The organism is Streptomyces sp. NPDC029466 (genome assembly GCF_055574515.1).
In genome coordinates this window covers 296,000-310,408 of the sequence record NZ_JBVHZH010000001.1, presented here as the reverse complement: position 1 = coordinate 310,408, position 14,409 = coordinate 296,000, and the positions used below count along the sequence as shown (strand labels likewise).

Below are 14,409 nucleotides of genomic sequence, written 5' to 3'. Positions count from 1 at the left end.
TCAGTGCCTCGGAGGCGTGATGGAGGTACGGACATTGCTGTCGACCGTCGGGTCCTGCCAGGCCCTTTTGTTCTCGACGTGCTGCTTCATCAGCGACTCGTTGAAGTCCTCGTTCTCCGCATGGTTCTTGGACATCGACTTCAGTGCCTTGCCGATCTCCTGGAACTTGGCGACGAGATGACCCATCGACTCGTACATGCCGTCCCGCACACCCTCATAGACGACACCGAAGTTCTCGCCGATCTCGTCATCGCCCCACGGCGGGGCGCCGTCCTTGCTGTTGAAGGTCAGCAGACCGCTCAGGAATTGCTCGCCCTGCGACTTCTCCGGCGGCGCCTTCTCCTTGCCGTTGCTCGGCGGGCCGGCATTCTGCTTGTGCAGGCCGTCCATCAGCCGCGCGACCGACGACGCGAAGTCATCGCCGAGCTTGATGAGGTTCGTCCCCCCGGTCTTGAGGCTCTCCACGTCCGTCTGGAACCCGCCAGCGCCAGCCACAACATCCCCCGTGCTCCTGCTGGTTACTTCATCCGATTCAAGTCAAAGTTTAACGGGCATCGCTAATCGCCCGCCAGCTCCCCCCGGCGGGCGACCCGTCGGGCTCAGGAGCTGTTCGGGCGGTACACCCTGCGATAAAGCTCCGCCGCATCCTCCTCGGGGAAGTTGGGCACGCGTGCCACCTCGCCGTCGATTTTGGAGATGACGATGTTGCTTCCGCCCGGATCCGAGGGACGGCCAGTGGAGTCCTCGTTCGCCGGCCAGCCCGCATGGATGAGGTAGCCGATGTCGAATTCATACACGTACAGGTCGGTCGGTCCACCGGGTGAGCCGACCTCGGGAAAGTGCTTTTGACCGATCTCCAGGGCCTCTGCCTCATTCGTCGGCAGAGGGTGCGGCCCGAGCTGGGGACGGATCACGGGCGGTGTGGGGGGCAGGCCGGGGGCGCTGTCCGGCTGGTTGAATTCGGTCATCGTGCTGACTCCCTGTTGCTGATCCGGTGGACGCTGGTCAACTTAACTCACGCCGTGGTGGGCCCATTAGTTGACGTCCGGGCGGCAGCAGCCGGCCGGCGAACCCGTGGCTTCACCGCTCTCCTGTACAGCTCTCCAGCGTGTCCGATCGGTAGAACTTGCGGAACAGCGCGATGGCGTCGGACGGCGGCCGAAGCGAGGTCATACGGTCTCCAGACACTGTTCATCGAGCGGGAGCATCGGTCATAGTGCCGGCTCCCTGGGGGTGGCTGGACAGGTGGAGGGTGCGCAGACCTCACCCGAACAGCACCCGTGACAGCCAGAATTCCAGCAGTTCCCGGTCGCCCGTGATGGCGAAGGTGTCGCGGTCGCTCGGGACGCGGCCGTAGATGAGGAGCAGGAGGTCCGTCAGGGGGGCGCGGACGGAGACGGCGGCCGGCTCCTGGGCGCGGCGCCAGGCGAGGGTGTCGCCGGTGAGGTCGACGAGCCAGTCGGCGGCCGCTTCCGGTGGGGTGTCCGTGGCGTGGAAGTGGAGGGTGCGGCCGGGGCCGAGGAGGGCGCGGCGGTCGGGGTGGAAGTCGAACATCTCGGGCAGGGAGCCCAGTTCCATCCACTCGTCGAGGCAGTCGAGGGCGACCCGCCGGCCGACGGTGAAGTCCGCGCCGAGGGTGAGCGCGGCGTCGGCCCGGTGCATGACCGTCTCGTGGGCCATGCGGCGGGCGAAGAAGCGCGGGGAGCCGGAGGGGAGCGGGGTCCAGATCCGGGCATCGGGGCCGGCGGCGCGGAGCGTGTCCGCGAGGAGCCGGGCGCCCTCGGTGAGCCAGGCGGCGAGGGCGGCCGGGGTTTCGGTGGTCTCGCGCGGGAGGACCCGGAGGGCGGTCTCCGGCGGGGGCTCGGTCGCCCGGGTCCGGACGAGGTCCTCGACCCAGCGGTGGGCCTCGCCCAGATGCCGGACGAGCTGGGCGAGGTTCCAGTCGGGGCAGGAAGGGACCGAGGTGGTCAGGGACGTGTTCTCGTCGAGGTGGGAGCTCAGCAGTTCGGCCTGATGGACGATTTCGGCGCAGTGGTCGTCGTACTCCATGGTGGCGTCCATGTCGTCACGGTAAGGGCACCCACTGACAATGAGCGGTCACCACGTGTGAGCGGGCGCCGTCAGGCGGAAGCGGAGCCGGCAGATCACCGCGTCGGTGTCGCGGCGGACCGCGTGTGCGACGACCGCGCCGCGCTGGTTCTGGAGCAGCCGCTGCCAGAGGCGGGCGGGTTCGGCCTCCGGGATCAGCACGGTGATACGGCTGCCGGGGTGACGGGCCGACAGTTCGCTGACGTAGGCGGCGACGGTGCGGCCGAGGGAGCGGGTGGCCGAGGGCAGTTCGAGGAGGTCGACGCCGGGATTCCAGAGTTCCCAGTCGCGGCGGAGGGCCTCGGTGGCCGGGCGGTCCTCGGGGGTGTCGTGGGTGACGGTGACTGCCACCACCTCGTCGCCGAGGGACACCGCCGCGTTCAGGGCCTCGCCGGTGAGCCGGGAGAGGTGCGAGACGGGGACGACGACCAGGGAGCGGGCGCGGCGCGGGGGTTCCGGGAGGCGGCCCAGGCCCAGACGGGCGCCGATCCGGGCATAGGCGCGGTGCACCGCCTCGAAGGTGAGGACGAGGAGGGGCAGGGCGAGGACGATCAGCCAGGCGCCCTCGGTGAATTTGGTGGCGGTGACGACGACCGCCGAGACGCCGGTGAGCAGGGCGCCGACGCCGTTCAGCAGGGCCTTGCCGCGCCACCTGGGGGAGCGTGCACGCCGCCAGTGCCGGACCATGCCGATCTGGCAGAGGGTGAAGCCGACGAAGACCCCTAGGGCGAACAGCGGGACCAGGGTGTTCACGTCGCCGCCGGAGAAGACCAGCAGCGCGGCGGCGACGGCGGCCAGCGCCAGCACGCCGTGGCGGTGCACCTGACGGTCCGCCTTCAGGCCGAAGACGTGCGGCAGGTGGTTGTCCCGGGCCAGCAGGCCCATCAGGACGGGCAGGCCGCCGAAGGAGGTGTTCGCGGCGAGGGCCAGCAGCACCATGGTGGCGAACTGGACGACGTAGAAGGCCGCATTGTGACCGAGCGAGGCGTCCGCGAGCTGGGCGAGGACGGTGACGCCCTCGACCGGCTGGAGGTGGAAGCGGACGATGAGGACGGACAGCCCGATCAGCATCACTCCGAGCAGGGCGCCGAGCGCGACCTCGGTGCGCTGGGCGCGCCGGACCGCCGGGGCCCGGAAGGACGGCACCGCGTTGGCGACCGCCTCGACCCCGGTCAGCGCCGAACAGCCGGACGCGAACGCCTTGAGCAGCAGCAGGGCACCGACCGCGGGGGCGTGGTCGGCGACGACGGAGGCGTGTCCGTCGGCGGTCACGGTGGCGGCGGGGGCGGTACGGAACAGCCCGACGGCGATCATCGTCAGGACGGCGCCGACGAAAACGGCGGTGGGGACGAGGAAGGCCCTGGCCGAGTCGGCGATACCGCGCAGGTTGAGGGCGGTGATGAGGGCGAGGACCGCCAGGCAGATACCCACCCGGTCGTCGTGCAGGGCGGGGAAGGCCGAGGTCAGGGCCGCGACACCGGCCGTCACCGAGACCGCGACGTTCAGCACGTAGTCGAGGACGAGGGAGCCGGCGGCGAACAGGGCGGTACGGCGGCCGAGGTGTGTCTTGGCCACCGCGTACGAGCCACCGCCATCGGGGAAGGCCGCGATCACCTGACGGTACGAAGCGACCAGGACGGCGAGCAGGGCGGCGATGGCGAGGGTGACGGGGAGCGTGAAACCGAGGCCGTGGCCGCCCGCCGCGGCCAGAACCAGCACGATCGACTCGGGGCCGTAGGCCACGGACGCCATGGCGTCGAGCGAGAGGGCGGCCAGCCCCTGGAGGGCGGTGAGCCGGTGACGGGCGTCGGGCTCGGGAACGGCGGCGCCGCGGGGGGCGTGGGCGAGCCCGGAGTGGGGGCCGGAGTGGGAGCCGGACCCGGCCCCGGAGTGGGGGCCGTCACCCCTGCCGCCCGGCCCGTTGGCGGTGACCGCGGCGGTGGCGGTATCCGGCGGTTCCTCCGGTCGGCCCTCGGCTGGGGACACCTGCGGCATTGCTCGTCGTACCTCCGTGCGCACCGTGCGGGACCAGGCCAGCGTGCGGGGCGCGACGGCCGTCGTCCGCGGCCTTGGCGGGCCCTTGGCGGACAACGGGCCGTTCTTCACGGGTTCTTGACGGGGGTGGGGCGGCCGCACCCCACCGTGCCACCGCACTCCGTCCCGTTCAGCGCCCGTACGCCGGAACGAGTGCCCGCAGGTCCTTGTAGCGGACCAGGCGGACCCCGCAGAAGTCCTCGGGGTCGTCGTCCATCTCGAAGCAGGCGGCGATGATCCAGATCACGATGAAGAGGTAGCCGCCCAGCCAGCGGCGGAACAGTCGGGGAAGGCGCGGACGGCTGGCGTCCGTTTCGCGGATGACACGGGTACGGACCGCGAACTTGCCCAGGCTGGCGCCCGCGATACGGGTCAGCAGGACCTGGTTGAGGAACGACAGCCCGAAGCCCGCGCCGGCGACGGCGTAGCAGGTCTGAAGGGCGGGCAGACCGGCGTGCTCGGCGGAGTTCAGGGCGATGTAGGCGGCGGTCAGGGCCAGCAGGCCGTCGAGGAGGAGCGCTCCCCACCGGCGCAGCGGTCGCGCCTCGTCGGGGATGCGCACCGCCGCGGCGGGCGGTGCGTACGGGGACCGCGCAGCCGGCTGCGGGGCATACGGGTGCGGCGCCCCCTGCTGCAGCTGTGACGCCCCCTGATACGGCTGTGGCGCGCCCTGATATGGCTGCGGCGCCTCCTGATATGGGTGCGGCTGGTAGGGATGCGGGGGCGGCGGGCCCTGCGGGGAGGGCTGCTGCGGAGAAAGAGGTCGCTCGTACACGGGTCCGGATTTTCCCATGCCGTGCGGGTCAGAACGCCGCGGCGGGCCGGGAGAAGTCGTAGCGCACACCGGTGAGTTGTTCCGAGGCGGCCCACAGGCGCTCGCCGTTCGCGTCCTTCTTGGTCCAGGGGGCGCGGAAGCACTGGGCGGGGGCGCCGCGCAGTCCGCTGCGCGGCCCGATGAAGGAGTCCGGGCGCATGTGGGGGGCGGTGGCCGCGCAGAGGGTGCCCAGGGCGCCGCCGTCGGGGGACTGGGCGAGCACCTGGTTGGCCCGCTCGACCATGCGCTCGGTGGAGGTGCGGCCCTCCATCCGGACGCCCGCGGTCGCGAGGTTGGTGGCGGCGTATCCGGGGTGCGCGGCGGCCGCGACGACCTGCGAACCGGCCGCGGCCAGCCGCCGGGTCAGCTCGTGGACGAAGAGCAGGTTGGCGCTCTTCGAGCGGGCGTAGGCGATCCAGCGGCGGTAGGAGTGCTCGCTGTTGAGGTCGCTGTAGTCGAGGTCGGCCAAGGCGTGCAGCATGCTGGAGACGGTGACGACCCGGGCGCCGGGGGTGGCGAGGAGTTTGGGCAGCAGCAGCCCGGTCAGCGCGAAGTGGCCGAGGTGGTTGGTGCCGAACTGCATCTCGAAGCCGTCGGCGGTGGTGCGGTGCGGCAGCGCCATCACCCCCGCGTTGTTGATGAGCAGATCGAGGCGGTCACCGTCGAAGTCGTCGAGGGCGGCGGCGAAGTCCCGTACGGAGGACAGATCGGCCAGGTCCAGGGCACGGAACTCGGCCTCGGCGGTGGGGACTTCGGAACGCAGCCGGTCCAGCGCGGCGATCCCGCGCGTCTCGTTGCGGCAGGCCAGCAGTACGCGGGCGCCCTGGCGGGCCAGTTCGCGGGCGGTGACATAGCCGATACCGCTGTTCGCGCCCGTGACCACCACCGAGCGGCCGGTCTGGTCGGGGATGTGGCTGGTGTTCCACCTGGTCACGCCTGCACTCCTCCGTAGGGGGCAACCAGGTTACGCCGCCCGGTGAGGCGGACGGGGGTGGAGGGGCGGTGGTGACGGGTGTGGCGCGCCGGCCATGCCACCTCCCCGCCCGGTCATTCCCCTTCGGCGAGGCGCTTGATCGCCGAGAGGCGGGTGTCCCATGCGGCGGCCACCCGGTCCATCCACCGGGCGGTGACCCCCAGCCGCTCCGGGATCACCCGGTAGCGGGCCTCCCTGCCCTCCCGGTGGCCGGCGACCAGACCGGCCCGGTCCAGGACGCCCAGATGTTTGACGATGGCCTGGCGGCTGACCGGCAGTTCCGCCGCCAGGACCGTGGCGGTCGCCTCGCCGTGTGCGGCGAGCGCGTCGAGTATCCGGCGCCGGGTCGGATCCGCCAGCGCGGCGAACACCTCGGCCACGGCGTCCGCGCCCGCACCGGTGTCCCGCGCACGGCCGTCCGCGCCCGTGTCGGGGCCGGAGCCCGGGCCCGGCCCCGCTCCGGCACCCGACCCGTTCCCCGACCCCCCGTCCGGCCCCACCCCCGGCGGCCCCGCCCCCGGCCGCCCCGTTCCCGCTCCCGCCCCCGCGTCCCTCGTCATGCCGCGAGCTGCTCCGTGTACCGCCGGATGTTCTCCACCTGGCCGGACCAGCCCTCGGAGTGGCTCTCGTAGCCGGCGGTGGGCTGCCGGTCCTCGGGGATGGTGAGCGCGGCGAAGCCGGTCTCCACGACGCGCAGCCGGGTGCCGTCGCCCTCCGGGGTGAGGGTGAACTCGACGAGGGTGGAGTTGCCCTCCGTCGCCACCTCGCCCGGGAAGGCGCTGGCCCAGCGGTATGCGAGGTAACGCGGCGGGTCCACCGTCACGATGGTGGTCGGGAACTGTCCGTACTCGCCGTGGTCGAGCTCCATGATGCCGCCCGGCCGCAGATCGACCGGCGTCGGCTTGCCCTGCCCGAACCACGAGCCGACGTGCTCCGGTTCGGTGAGCACGGCCCACACCCGCTCCACGGGCGCGGCGATGCTGATCTCCCGCTCGATGCGGTCCTTGCCGCCGCCCGCGTCGCTGTCGGGGCCCTGATGGCTGTCGGTGCTCATGGCGTGCGCCTCCTGCCGTTCTCGGATCGGCTGATGCTCTACGTGCTACTCAAGGGTTGCACGTGGCGGCAGGAGGTGCAACCGATCGGTTGCACATGCGCCCCGGCCGGGACAGGGCTCAGACGCAGGGCCCAGTGACAGCGCTCAGTGGGCGCGCTCCCCGCTCCCCGTCCGTACGCGATACGCCGGGACGGAGACCGACGGGTCGTCCAGGCAGCTGCCCGACGCCAGGTCGAAACGCTGCTTGAGCAGGGGCGAGGCCACGAACGGGCGGCCGTCGGCCGAGCCGGTCAGGCCGCGGGAGAGCACCTGGGCGCCGGTGAACGGGTCGCGGTTGGCGATCGCATAGGGCTGCCCGGCGCGGTCGACGAAGAGCGCGGCCTGGGTGCCGTCCGGGAGGAGCGCGGCGACCCCGCGCCCCGGGATGAGGTCGTCCAGGGTGCAGACCGCGACCCAGCCCTGGGGGCAGCGGATCTCGACCGTGGCGGCCGCGATGTCTTCCTCGGTGCGGGTGCGCGTGGCGGTGGCGGTGGTCATCAGACGGAGGTCCCTTCCAGAGTGCGTATGGGCAGGGTCGGGCCGGCCAGCAGCGTCAGGTCCGGCTTGACCTGGTCGCGCTCCGGCACGAAGCGAACGGACGGATCGGGCGCGTCGGGCGCGTTGACGAAGGAGACGAAGCGGGCCAGCCGCTCGGGGTCGGCGAGGGTCTCGGCCCATTCGTCGCGGTAGTGGGTGACATGGGCGGCCATCAGGGCCTCCAGCTCGTCGCACAGCCCCAGGGAGTCATGGACGACGACGTCCCGGACGTGGTCGAGGCCGCCCTCGATCCGCTCCAGCCAGGCGGAGGTGCGCTCCAGCCGGTCCGCGGTGCGGATGTAGAACATCAGGAACCGGTCGATCAGCCGGATCAGTTCGGCGTCGCTCAGGTCCTGGGCGAGCAGATCGGCGTGCCGCGGATCGGCGCCGCCGTTGCCGCCGACGTAGAGATTCCAGCCGTTGGAGGTGGCGATGACGCCGAAGTCCTTGCCGCGGGCCTCCGCGCACTCCCGCGCGCAGCCGGAGACCGCGGACTTGAGCTTGTGCGGGGAGCGCAGCCCCCGGTAGCGCAGCTCCAGGTCGATGGCCATACGGACCGAGTCCTGCACGCCGTAGCGGCACCAGGTCTGCCCCACACACGACTTCACGGTGCGCAGCGCCTTGCCGTACGCATGCCCTGACTCGAAGCCGGCGTCCACCAGCCGGGCCCACACCTGCGGGAGTTGATCGACCCGGGCGCCGAACAGGTCGATCCGCTGACCACCGGTGATCTTGGTGTAGAGGCCGAAGTCGCGGGCCACCTCGCCGATCACGATCAGCTTGTCCGGGGTGATCTCCCCGCCGGGGATGCGCGGCACGATCGAGTACGAGCCGTTGCGCTGGAGGTTGGCGAGGAAGTGGTCGTTGGTGTCCTGGAGGGCGGCCTGTTCGCCGTCGAGGACGTAGCCGTCGGCGCCGACGGAGGGCGCGAGGGAGGCGATGATCGAGCCGACGGTGGGCTTGCAGATCTCGCAGCCGTCGCCGTTCCGCGCCTCCTCACGGCCGTGCGAGTCCAGCAGTTCGGCGAAGGTCGTCAGCCGCAGGGTGCGCACGATCTCGTAGAGCTCGGCGCGGGTGTGCGGGAAGCAGCCGCACAGCCCGGTGTCGATGGTGGCGCCGGACGCGGCCAGCTCGTCGTTCATCACGGCGGTCAGCGACTTCACGCAACTGCCGCAGCCGGTACCGGCCTTGGTGCACTTCTTGACCTCGGGGAGGGTGCCGCAGGAGTGCTCGGTGACCGCCGCCCGGACCGTCCCCTTGGTCACGTTGTGGCAGTTGCACAGCACCGCACTGTCCGGCAGCGCGGACGGGCCGAGCGCGGCCGCCCCGCCCCCGGCCGCCCCGGCGGGCAGCACCAGCTGCTCGGGCGACACCGGGGGAACGCTGCCGGTCAGCGGGCGCAGCATGCCGTACGCCTCGGCGTCGCCGACCAGCACCCCGCCCAGCAGCTCGCCCGCGGAGCCGATCACCAGCTTCTTGTAGACCCCGCTGCGGGCGTCGGAGTAGACCACGTCCAGACAGTCCTCGGTGGCGCCGTGCGCGTCGCCGAAGGAGGCGACGTCCACCCCGAGCAGCTTGAGCTTGGTGGACAGGTCCGCGCCGGTGAAGCCGTCGGTCGCTCCGGTGCCGGCGCCGAGTGCCTCGGCGAGGGCGCCGGCGGCCGTGCGGGCCATGTCATAGCCGGGCGCGACCAGACCGTAGACCCGGCCGTCGGCGGCCAGCGCGCACTCGCCGATCGCGTACACGGCGGGATCGGCGGTGCGGCACCGCTCGTCGACGACGATGCCGCCGCGTTCGCCGACCGGCAGCCCGCAGTCCCGGGCGAGCTGGTCGCGGGGCCGGACACCGGCCGAGAAGACGACCAGATCGGTCTCGATACGGGAGTCGTCCGACAGCCCCATGGCGGTCACCGCACCGGCCCCGTCCGCGACGATCTCCTTGCCGCCGACGCCGGTGTGCACCTCCAGGCCCATCTCCTCGACGGTACGGCGCAGCGCGCGGCCGCCGCCCTCGTCGACCTGGAGGGCCATCAGACGCGGCGCGAACTCCACGATGTGGGTGCGCAGCCCCAGCCCCTTCAGCGCCCCGGCCGCCTCCAGGCCGAGCAGCCCGCCGCCGACCACCACACCGGTGCGGGCGTTCTTGGCGTACTCCTCGATGGCGAGCAGGTCCTCGATGGTGCGGTAGACGAAACAGCCCGCACTGTCCTTGCCGGGCACCGGCGGCACGAACGGGTACGAGCCGGTGGCCAGCACCAGGGCGTCGTAGCGGACGGTCAGGCCGGAGCGGGCGGTGACCGTGCGGGTCGTGCGGTCGACGGCCGTGGCCGGGTCACCGAGGTGTAGTTCGATGCCGTGGCGGGCCATGAAGTCCGGATCGACCAGGCTCAGGTCGTCCGGGCTGCGGCCGGCGAAGTACGACGTCAGCTGGACGCGGTCGTAGGCCGGGCGCGGCTCCTCGCACAGCACGACCACCCGGCTCCGCTCGGTGACGCCGCGGTCGGCCAGCTCCTCCAGGAAGCGCTGGCCGACCATGCCGTGGCCGATGAGGACAAGGGTGGGGGTGGTGCCAGGCGCGGCGGCTGGCGTGGCTTCCGGGTGCGGCGGCATCGAGGTCATGTTCCTCAGCCTGCGGTCCGGCTGTTACCCGCCCGCATCTGCTCTGTTTCCCGGGCGGAACGCTGCCCTCAGTGGCGGGCGGGGCGCCGTGTGAGGGCGGGCCCGGCGCGTGCGGGCCCGCCCCCGGCCGCGTCAGGGCCCGCCCCTGGGGTCTGTCCGCTCCGGCTGACCGCCCGGTCAGCCCTGCGGCTGCGCCGGGCACAGCCGCCGCGGCTTGTCGTCGGTGCGCAGCTTGGCGTCCACACAGCCGCCCGGCAGACCGTCGTGGGCCCGGCTGCCGAAGTTGGCGGTGACGGTCAGCGTGCCGTCGCCGAAGACCGTGCGCTGCACGCTGCGGTCCGCGGTCAGCCACCGGAACGAGGTCAGCTGCTCGGTGCCGGCAGCCCGGTGCAGCGGCGAGAAGTACTTCTGGAGCGCCGCCATCTCCGGCCCCTTCTTCTCCAGCGTGGGCCCGTCGAGGACGTAGTTGAGCGGGGTGTTGTAGAGCATCGCCAGCAGCGCCCGGGTGGTCTTCTGCCCGGGCAGCTTCTCGTACGACAGCTCCCAGCGCTCGGCGTTGACCAGCGAGCCGTGCAGCGCGGTCTCGTAGAGGGGGACGCGGTACGTGGGGTCGTACATGGCCGTGGCCAGCTCGGCGGGCAGTTTCACCGGCTTGAAGAACGCGCCGGGGGCCTTCTCCGGGAAGTAGCCGCCCCAGGTCTTCCGGTCCTTCTCCAGCTTCCACAGACCGTCGGCGGCCGGGGTGCCCGAGCCGTGGTCGTAGGCCAGCACCTGGTTGGCCCAGGGCTGGGCGGACTCCGAGCCGAGGACGAGGTTCGCCGACAGCCGCCGCATCCGCGCGAGCCGCATCTCACGGTCACCGGCCTTGGTCATCCGATGGCCCTTGCCGTGGTCGCGGAACACCTCACCGGTCGCATCCACGTCGAGGAAGTAGCTGTCCGCGCCGTTCGCGACCATCTTGCGGGTGCGGTCGGCGAGGTAGTGCTTGCGGGGTTCGGCCCTCTCGAAGGCACGGGAGCTGAGGTAGCAGCCACGGCCCCCGAAGCCGCCCTCCGGGGTGCCGTCCGCCTTCCGTATACAGAAGTCGGGGTAGACCCGCCCCGGCCAGACGGAGGTGGGGCTGTCGGCGGACTTGGGGTCCTGCCCGTTGGCGAAGGTGTCGTACGGGCCGACGAGATAGCCCGCCTTCTTGGCGGCCCGCACCGCCGCGGCGTTCATCGGGTCCGGGCCGGCGTCGTAACCGAGCCACATCCGGTCCACGCCCAGCCGCTTCAGCCGGTCGACCCCGGAGGCGGTCCGGGCGTCGCCCCACACATAGGCGTGGAACGCGCCGAGCAGCTTGCCGTTGGCCGGGTTCTGCCGGATCTTCCGGCGCAGGCTGCCGAGCTGTCCGCGCTGGGCGAGGTAGGAGCGGTAGTCGGCGGCCGGGGCGACCGGATTGCCGTCGGTCAGTGCGAAGGAGACCTCGTAGTCACGGGTGTCCTCCCCGGCGTCGAAGGCGTGCTCGGCCGTGGTGCGCAGCCGTCCGCCGGCGGAGGCGAACTTCAGCGAGGTGCCGAGGTCGGTGGGGGTGAGGTAGCTGACGCCGCTGTCGCCCTTGCCGCCCGCCCCGCCCATGGAGTAGCCCCACAGCGGGAGGGCCAGGCCCTCACCCATGTCGACGGTGCTGCCGGCCAGCCCGCCCTTCTCGGGGCCTGCGTTCCAGAAGGCGTCCCGCACCGGGATGTCCAGCCCCTCGCCGCGCGGAATCTGCACGGCGGAGGCGGCCCGGTCGGTCCCGGTCACCGGCCAGCTGACCGACCCGTCGCGGTCCGCCCGCAGCGTGATCCGCAGCCGCCCGCGCTCCGAACCGGCCGTTACCTCCAGCCCCTTGCCGGGGTAACTCCAGCGCGCCCCGCGGGCCGTACGCGTCACCGGCCCCGGCTTCCCGAGCCCGCCGCCCGCCGGACCGGACAGCACCAGCGCCCGCCCGCTCGCGGTGCGCGCGTGCACCGCCAGCGAGGCGGTGTCGACCACGGCCGTACCGCCCCTCACGGGCAGTTCGAGCCGGCTGCCCTCCAGCGTGCCGGCAGCGGCACTGTCACATCCGGCCACCCCGAAGGTGGTCGCGGTGAGCGCGAGCGAGGCGGCGAGCACACGCGTGGCCGTCTGGCTGCGGCCGGTGCCCTTAGGGGACTTGGAAGCGTCGGAGATCATGGGGACCTGAATAGTCCCCGGTTTTAAGAGGGTTCTAAGAAGTCGCCTCATGCGGCGGGTCCGCGGCAGGAGATGAGGAGCCACGCGCCGGGCACGGAGGGGCGGAATGCGCAGCAGGCTCCCGGGACGTGGTCCCGGGAGCCTGCTGGTGGAGGACGGCCGGTGGGGCTGATGGGGCATCTCAGCGTTGTCGTCCTGCTAGGGCCGGAGCATCGCGCTCCGCGGAGTTCACCGCCGTCCGCCCTTCGCCGTACTCCCGGCCGAGGCCACAGCGCGGCGGCGTCACGTCGCCATGAAGCCGATCAGCGCTGCTTACGCCCGGTCGCAGGCCGTGCTTGCGACCGGGTCCTTGATTCCAAGGTCCCAGAGCGTCGTCCGGCATATGCTGTCGCCCGTCGGGCCCGTGTTACCTGCCGCCATGCCGCATGCCCTCTTCACCCATTTGCCGACCTTGTAGCCCTTCGAGGCCAGGTAATCCTCACACGCTCCTTGGGACGCCGAGGCGGGCGTCGCGAGGGCCACCGGCAGAGCGCCTACGATCAGGGTCAGAGATGCGGCGGCAGCCGCACGACGCAGCGCGCCGCCTCGGTGGTTCGTGCGCTTCTTGTCACGCATGGAATTTCCCCTCTTTTCCTGCATGGAGCTTTCCCCAGTTGATTCTTCGTGGCGCGGCTTCCGCGCCGGTTCGCGCCGGTCATGCGCGAGCTCGGCAAACGTTGGCTGGATTGGCGCCGAATCCGAGAGCACTCGCCAGAACATTCCGCATTGGCGATACGGGGTCCTCGTATGACGGCAAAGGCTCTCGCACCTCGCCATCACGTCAATACGCGGACAGCGAAGGGTGATTCACCCTAACAGCACGTGTCTCGGAGCAAAGTGGGGGAGAGGGCCGGCGGCTCGGGTTCATGGGCCGCTCCGGCGGGTTGGCACCCGCAGGGGCACCGGACCGACACCTAATACCCCAGCGCCGGGAACCAGTCCCCGCGCCCCCCGGGCGTGAGGTCGAGCAGATGCCACACCGGGGTGAGCAGGTCGATACCGCGCTGGTCGATGTCGTCGGCCATACGGGGGTGCACCGAGTAGAAGTGGCGCAGCGACCCGGTGTCGTCGCGGGTGAACACCGACACCGTCGAGTCCTGGTTGCCGTCGGCGTCCTCGCTGCCCAGGTCGTACTTGAAGGTGTTCGCGCCGGCGCTGAGCAGCCGCAGATTCGTCCACTGCCGGTCGCGGGCGTACGCCCGCAGCACCGGCAGCTCGGCCGCGGCGACGACGGCGAAGTCCGCGTTCTGGGTGACGTGGTGGGCGATCCCGTTGAACCCGTCGATCCACATCGTGCACATGGGGCAGGCCTGCTTCTGCTGCTTGCCGAACATGAAGTGGTAGACGATCAGGTCCCGGCCGGGCCCGCTGAACAGCTCGCTGAGCCGCACGTTCCGCGCCGGGGCGTCCCCGGCGTGCAGATCCGCTGGGCCCTCCTCGAAGACGTAGTCGTCCACGACGGGGCCCGGCGGCAGCCCCCGGCGCAGTTCGGCGACCCGTTCGCGCCGGCGCATCAGCTCGATCTCGGCCTGCCGCAGCTCCTCGCGGGCGTCGGCGTATGCGGTCGACTCCCTGGTGAGTTGGGTCTGGCGCATTGCCACCTCCTGGACGACTACGGCGGGTAGCCGCGGTCCCTGGCCACCGTCTGCTCCGGCCCTCATTGTCGGCCGGTGCACCGCGGCCCGCCACGCGACGGCGGGCCGCTCAGTCGAGCCACTGGGAAGCGAGCCCGGCGAGGTAGGAGAGCGACAGGGCCATTGTGGTGATCTGGAGCGCGGTGGTCCCGCCGGCCCAGTGAGTGAGCAGGGCCATCGCGGAGGCCACCCACACACTCGTACACCAGCTACAGCTGACCAGGTAGGACGGTTTGGAGTCATCGCCGAAGCGGTCGGCCACCCAGGAGCGGAACCCCGCCGCGAGCGTGTCCTTGGTGACGAATCTGGTGAGCCGACACGTGGCGCCGAGGGAAAGAAGAAACTCCGGAAGACTCATGCATTCCACCTCCACCCTGTCACCC

At 71.7% G+C, this 14,409-nt stretch carries 14 protein-coding genes; all 14 read right to left on the bottom strand.

Going from position 1 to position 14,409, the window contains the following annotated elements:
* Window positions 1-495 carry a hypothetical protein gene (locus tag ACZ4XD_RS01400; protein WP_387240250.1) on the bottom strand — a complete coding sequence of 165 codons (495 nt, stop codon included), beginning with the start codon at window positions 493-495 and terminating at the stop codon, window positions 1-3.
* A gap of 104 nt (window positions 496-599) precedes the next feature.
* Window positions 600-968, bottom strand: coding sequence for a hypothetical protein (locus ACZ4XD_RS01395; RefSeq protein ID WP_468037036.1), 369 nt, complete (start codon window positions 966-968; stop codon window positions 600-602).
* Window positions 969-1,263: 295 nt separating this feature from the next.
* Window positions 1,264-2,061, bottom strand: coding sequence for a maleylpyruvate isomerase family mycothiol-dependent enzyme (locus ACZ4XD_RS01390; RefSeq protein WP_468037034.1), 798 nt, complete (start codon window positions 2,059-2,061; stop codon window positions 1,264-1,266).
* Window positions 2,062-2,097: 36 nt separating this feature from the next.
* Complete coding sequence (locus ACZ4XD_RS01385; protein ID WP_468037032.1) at window positions 2,098-4,083, bottom strand: APC family permease; 1,986 nt, start codon at window positions 4,081-4,083, stop codon at window positions 2,098-2,100.
* A 169-nt stretch (window positions 4,084-4,252) separates the two neighbouring features.
* Window positions 4,253-4,897, bottom strand: a complete 645-nt coding sequence (locus ACZ4XD_RS01380) for an RDD family protein (protein WP_468037030.1) — start codon at window positions 4,895-4,897, stop codon at window positions 4,253-4,255.
* A 28-nt stretch (window positions 4,898-4,925) separates the two neighbouring features.
* Window positions 4,926-5,870 carry an oxidoreductase gene (locus tag ACZ4XD_RS01375; RefSeq protein ID WP_468037028.1) on the bottom strand — a complete coding sequence of 315 codons (945 nt, stop codon included), beginning with the start codon at window positions 5,868-5,870 and terminating at the stop codon, window positions 4,926-4,928.
* A gap of 113 nt (window positions 5,871-5,983) precedes the next feature.
* Entirely contained in the window at window positions 5,984-6,289 is a 306-nt protein-coding gene (locus ACZ4XD_RS01370; protein WP_018088131.1) for an ArsR/SmtB family transcription factor, read from the bottom strand.
* Window positions 6,290-6,465: 176 nt separating this feature from the next.
* A complete protein-coding gene (locus ACZ4XD_RS01365) occupies window positions 6,466-6,963 on the bottom strand; it encodes an SRPBCC family protein (RefSeq protein WP_468037026.1) in 498 nt (165 codons plus the stop codon).
* A gap of 144 nt (window positions 6,964-7,107) precedes the next feature.
* Entirely contained in the window at window positions 7,108-7,500 is a 393-nt protein-coding gene (nirD, locus tag ACZ4XD_RS01360; protein WP_468037024.1) for a nitrite reductase small subunit NirD, read from the bottom strand.
* Window positions 7,500-10,157, bottom strand: a complete 2,658-nt coding sequence (gene nirB, locus ACZ4XD_RS01355; RefSeq protein WP_468037022.1) for a nitrite reductase large subunit NirB — start codon at window positions 10,155-10,157, stop codon at window positions 7,500-7,502. The genes nirD and nirB overlap by 1 nt, the downstream gene beginning before the upstream one ends.
* Window positions 10,158-10,334: 177 nt before the next feature.
* Window positions 10,335-12,353, bottom strand: a complete 2,019-nt coding sequence (locus tag ACZ4XD_RS01350; protein WP_468037020.1) for a glycoside hydrolase — start codon at window positions 12,351-12,353, stop codon at window positions 10,335-10,337.
* A 312-nt stretch (window positions 12,354-12,665) separates the two neighbouring features.
* A complete protein-coding gene (locus tag ACZ4XD_RS01345) occupies window positions 12,666-12,968 on the bottom strand; it encodes a hypothetical protein (protein WP_468037018.1) in 303 nt (100 codons plus the stop codon).
* A gap of 338 nt (window positions 12,969-13,306) precedes the next feature.
* The gene (locus tag ACZ4XD_RS01340) at window positions 13,307-13,987 is read right to left on the bottom strand and encodes a DUF899 family protein (protein ID WP_468037016.1); all 681 of its coding nucleotides are present in this window, start codon (window positions 13,985-13,987) and stop codon (window positions 13,307-13,309) included.
* 109 nt (window positions 13,988-14,096) lie between these two features.
* Window positions 14,097-14,384, bottom strand: a complete 288-nt coding sequence (locus tag ACZ4XD_RS01335) for a DUF1360 domain-containing protein (protein WP_251084958.1) — start codon at window positions 14,382-14,384, stop codon at window positions 14,097-14,099.
* Window positions 14,385-14,409: the final 25 nt, after the last annotated feature.

What these genes read in the sequence shown, in the direction of transcription:
- ACZ4XD_RS01340 (WP_468037016.1), bottom strand. Translation starts at nt 13,987, where the DNA reads ATGCGCCAGACCCAACTCACCAGGGAGTCGACCGCATACGCCGACGCC.
- ACZ4XD_RS01385 (WP_468037032.1), bottom strand. Translation starts at nt 4,083, where the DNA reads ATGCCGCAGGTGTCCCCAGCCGAGGGCCGACCGGAGGAACCGCCGGAT.
- ACZ4XD_RS01365 (WP_468037026.1), bottom strand. Translation starts at nt 6,963, where the DNA reads ATGAGCACCGACAGCCATCAGGGCCCCGACAGCGACGCGGGCGGCGGC.
- ACZ4XD_RS01390 (WP_468037034.1), bottom strand. Translation starts at nt 2,061, where the DNA reads ATGGACGCCACCATGGAGTACGACGACCACTGCGCCGAAATCGTCCAT.
- ACZ4XD_RS01335 (WP_251084958.1), bottom strand. Translation starts at nt 14,384, where the DNA reads ATGAGTCTTCCGGAGTTTCTTCTTTCCCTCGGCGCCACGTGTCGGCTC.
- nirD (WP_468037024.1), bottom strand. Translation starts at nt 7,500, where the DNA reads ATGACCACCGCCACCGCCACGCGCACCCGCACCGAGGAAGACATCGCG.
- ACZ4XD_RS01350 (WP_468037020.1), bottom strand. Translation starts at nt 12,353, where the DNA reads ATGATCTCCGACGCTTCCAAGTCCCCTAAGGGCACCGGCCGCAGCCAG.
- ACZ4XD_RS01395 (WP_468037036.1), bottom strand. Translation starts at nt 968, where the DNA reads ATGACCGAATTCAACCAGCCGGACAGCGCCCCCGGCCTGCCCCCCACA.
- ACZ4XD_RS01345 (WP_468037018.1), bottom strand. Translation starts at nt 12,968, where the DNA reads ATGCGTGACAAGAAGCGCACGAACCACCGAGGCGGCGCGCTGCGTCGT.
- nirB (WP_468037022.1), bottom strand. Translation starts at nt 10,157, where the DNA reads ATGACCTCGATGCCGCCGCACCCGGAAGCCACGCCAGCCGCCGCGCCT.